This is a genomic window from Deltaproteobacteria bacterium, assembly GCA_021159305.1.
GTDB lineage: Bacteria > Campylobacterota_A > Desulfurellia > JAGGSF01 > JAGGSF01 > JAGGSF01.
The window spans coordinates 1-2,412 of sequence record JAGGSB010000051.1; the positions used below are offsets into that span (position 1 = coordinate 1).

The window sequence follows — 2,412 nt, forward strand, 5'->3', positions numbered from 1 at the left end:
TGAAGGGTGTTCACTTTTAATCTTTAAACAGTTCACTTTTAAAATTTAGCTAACATAAATCGAATTGCCTCATCAAAGAAAGAATATTCGCCACAGATTATCACAGATTATACTGAGCCCAAACTCTCCAACTCTCAAGCTATGGTATTTCCACTTACCGCGACTATGAGAAAAGTCCTTGTCTTTTACATTTGTGTATGTCTGTGTTCATCCGTGGCTAATATTTTTCCTTTCTTGCTTCAGATACTGTGATAAAGACCCTGTGTAGTATAGCAAGCTACTACACAGGGTAAAATCCAGTGGTAATCCAGAGGCTAATAATTCTTTTTTCTTTTTGAGTGAGCAAAAAGTAAGGATAAGTTAATCAGTAGGATTCCCTTTTTTCTGTCATAAAAACCTCCAGTTTTTACGACCAAACCTGCGATTTGTGTCATAAAATTCTAAGGGAATTTTTACGACCAAACCTGCGGTTTGTGTCATTCCCGTGAAAACATGTCACCCCGTGTTTGACACGGGGACGGGAATCTAAATTAAAATTCCGGATATTTTGCGGCAGGGTTATTTATTTACAATCTTTGAATTTATAACCTACATTTCTTACTGTTTCAATGAAAGAATGGTCCTTATCCTCAATTTTGGCTCTCAGTCTTCTGATACAAACATCCACCGTTCTATCAGTGCCAAAGTAGTCATAACCCCAGATTTCATTGAGCAATCCTTCTCGTGTGAAAACCCTGCCCTTGTTCATTATGAGAACTTTAAGCACTTCAAACTCCTTAAAGGTCAAAAAAATGCGCTTTCCTTTCAGTAAAACCTCATATTTAGTCAAATCTATAAATAGGTCATTGCATTTAATTATTCCCTTATCGCTTATATTTTTCGTCCGCCATAAGATCTGCTTGATTCTCAGTATCATTTCCAGAAAATTGGGGGGTTTTAAAATGAAATCGTCTATTTTTGTGATGTTCAGGGATTGTACCATTTCTTTTGAAACAATGGCAAGAATAGGCACATCATAATCCTTTTTGAGTTTCTCGACAAATTGCAGCATTTTCTCAAAATCAATATCCACCAGAAAGATATCGGGTGATTTTGAAGAGATAAAATCAGGTGTTATTCTATTTTGATGAATAAGAAAAGAATCAAAATCACTTTGGGAAAGTTTCACATTAAGCTCCTTTGTTTCTTCATCTTCTCCTATTACAATTACCTTTGCTAACATAACTACATTATGTTGACATATTAGTGAAATGATGTCAAACCACACAAAAATAATTTAACGCTTAACAACTGCCTTTGGCAGTTGCAAGGAAAATTTTGTCAAAATTTTCCTTGACAAGATAGATTAGTTTCATATAATTAGCTTTACCTAATAAAATAAGGAGGATAAAAGGTGAGGTTGACTGAAGTTGAGCCAGAAACTAAAGTAACAGTAGAAAAAATAGAAGCCGGCTCTGAGGCTAAAAATTACTTAAAGGATCTGGGAATTGAAGAAGGTACAACACTTACAGTGATGACCACTGAGCCTTCGCGTGTGAAAACAGGACCTATTTCCATAAAGATTGGAGGAAAGGATGTAGTTTTAGGTTTGGGATGGGCAGATAAAATATACATAGAAAAGGATAATAACATTTTACCTGTTTTAGAATTGGAAAAAGGAGAAAAGGGAACAGTTAGTCGCATTGAGTGTGGAAAATTTTTGAAGGATTGGTTCTCTCAAATTGGCATTGAAGAAAAAAAGGAAATTGAGTTCTTGGGACATCTTCCTGATGATACTTTGGTGTTTGATGTTGATGACAATGAGATAAAGTTGGGAGAAGGTCAAGCATCTAAGTTCTTAGTAGAATATGAGAATGAAACTATTCAAGTTAACAGTCTTAAGGAAGGAAACGGTGGAAAAATAAGCAAAATATTTAGTGGAACTAAATTCACGGAAAAACTTAAAAATATTATGCAAGGGAAAACAATAACACTGGTAAGGAGAGAGACTTCTGCTCCTGCTCCAATTAAAGGAAATTATGTTGTTGCAAAGATAGGGGAACAATTAATAACTATCGGCAAAGGTTTGGCGGAAAAAATTCAAGTTACTTATTTTTAGGAGGGATACATGACACAAATCGTAGGTTTGAGCCGTAAAAAAGGAGGTTTTATGAAAAAAAGATTTATCAGTTTGGTTGCAGCAGCAGCGTTGGTAGGCGGAATGGTAGCTGTAGGCAGTGCACAGGCAGGAACAGTTACTACCTCAGGAGATACAAATATCTCTGTGTATGGTGAGGTAAGGGCAGATTTTACCTGGAGTAAGAAGATGTATGATAACACAGCAGTGTGGAACAATATGGCTAAAAAATCATCAGATGGTGGAGCAACTCAAGCAAAGCAGAACAAGACAAACTTCCATTCTACTGCAAATCT

The 2,412-nt window shown here is 35.8% G+C and carries 3 protein-coding genes; 2 read left to right on the forward strand and 1 reads right to left on the reverse strand.

The window, feature by feature from the left end:
* Positions 1-562 precede the first annotated feature (562 nt).
* On the reverse strand, positions 563-1,222 hold the full coding sequence (locus J7J10_03425) for a response regulator transcription factor (GenBank protein ID MCD6129985.1): 660 nt from the start codon (positions 1,220-1,222) through the stop codon (positions 563-565).
* Between the two features lie 171 nt (positions 1,223-1,393).
* On the opposite strand from J7J10_03425, the gene J7J10_03430 reads away from it, so the two are divergent.
* Together J7J10_03430 and J7J10_03435 are read left to right on the forward strand one after the other, a co-directional pair.
* Positions 1,394-2,098, forward strand: a complete 705-nt coding sequence (locus J7J10_03430; protein MCD6129986.1) for a ferrous iron transport protein A — start codon at positions 1,394-1,396, stop codon at positions 2,096-2,098.
* Between the two features lie 51 nt (positions 2,099-2,149).
* The coding region (locus tag J7J10_03435) for a hypothetical protein (GenBank protein ID MCD6129987.1) at positions 2,150-2,412 on the forward strand (263 nt) is incomplete at its 3' end.

Bases quoted from the DNA above. Each gene is read 5' to 3' on its own strand.
- J7J10_03425 (MCD6129985.1), bottom strand. From the start codon at position 1,222: ATGTTAGCAAAGGTAATTGTAATAGGAGAAGATGAAGAAACAAAGGAG.